Source organism: Mycobacterium intermedium, assembly GCF_002086275.1.
Classification (GTDB): Bacteria; Actinomycetota; Actinomycetes; order Mycobacteriales; family Mycobacteriaceae; genus Mycobacterium; species Mycobacterium intermedium.
The window spans coordinates 1-410 of the sequence record NZ_MVHT01000329.1 but is presented as its reverse complement, the minus strand read 5'-3'; the positions used below and the strand labels follow the sequence as shown (position 1 = coordinate 410).

At 76.8% G+C, this 410-nt stretch carries 1 pseudogene; it reads left to right on the top strand.

Annotation, left to right across the window (positions count from 1 at the left end):
* Nucleotides 1-410 (top strand): annotated as a pseudogene (locus BST27_RS33025) (PE family protein); the annotation flags it as partial.

Genomic DNA, 410 nt, shown 5'->3' with positions numbered 1-410 from the left:
CGGTGACGGCGGAGCCGGCAGCAACGGGCTGGCGGGTTCCACCGAAGGCTTCGACGGCGGGTGGGGCGGCACCGGCGGCGACGCAGGTGCAGGCGGCGCCGCAGGAGTCGGCGGGAAAGCGGGCGGGACGGGTGCGAACGACGGTCTTAACGGCGCGGCCGGCAAAGCGCCCACCAGCGGGGGCAACGGCGGTGCCGGCGGCAATGGCGGTGACGCCGTTGTGGCGGGCACCAAGGGCGGCGATGGTGGCTTAGGCGGCGCCGGCGGATCCGTCGGAAACGGAGGAGCGGGCGGGAACGGCGGCAACGGCGCGGCGGGCGCCGACGGCATTGACGCGACCATCGCGGGGACATCCGGTACCGCTGGCCAGTCCGGTGGGGCCGGCTCCGCCGTCACCGCCGACCCCGCCG